Source organism: Leisingera sp. ANG-M6, assembly GCF_000813905.1.
GTDB lineage: Bacteria > Pseudomonadota > Alphaproteobacteria > Rhodobacterales > Rhodobacteraceae > Leisingera.
Genome location: NZ_JWLG01000047.1, coordinates 1,015 through 1,441, shown reverse-complemented (window position 1 = coordinate 1,441; position 427 = coordinate 1,015). Strand labels below are relative to the sequence as shown.

1 protein-coding gene is annotated in these 427 nt (G+C 70.0%); it reads left to right on the top strand.

Features of this window, described 5'->3' with window-relative positions; genetic code table 11:
- A partial coding sequence (locus tag RA24_RS21570) for a ferric iron reductase (RefSeq protein WP_039194388.1) occupies nt 1–279 on the top strand: 279 nt, incomplete at its 5' end.
- Nucleotides 280–427: the final 148 nt, after the last annotated feature.

Here is a 427-nt window from a genome sequence, read left to right as displayed (position 1 = left end):
ATCGGCTGCGACGGGCTGGTGCCGGAGCCCGCGCTGCTCTCGCAGTTGCGCCGCCGCCTGACCTTGGCCGCCAGCCGTCTCAGCGGCGCCGGGGCAAGTTTCGCCCAGTATCTCTTGACCGCCCCTGCGCTCAGCGCCAAGGCCAACCTGCTGACCCGCGCCCGCAACATGGATGAGCTGGAAACAGACGCGCAAGAAGGCCTGTTCCTGCAGATGCCGAACCCGATCGCCGCGACACAGGCTCACTCCCTGCAGGAGCGCGCCGATGTCCCTGCATGAGACCGTAAGCCGCGCAACCTCCGCCCCCCGCGTGCTGCGCCAGCTGTGCGAGGCGCTGCTCAGCGAGGGCTGGGCCGCATCGCTGCAACTGGACCGCAGCCAGACCATCCACTGGTCCCTGCGCCGGACTCAATTCCGCGCCCGCGGC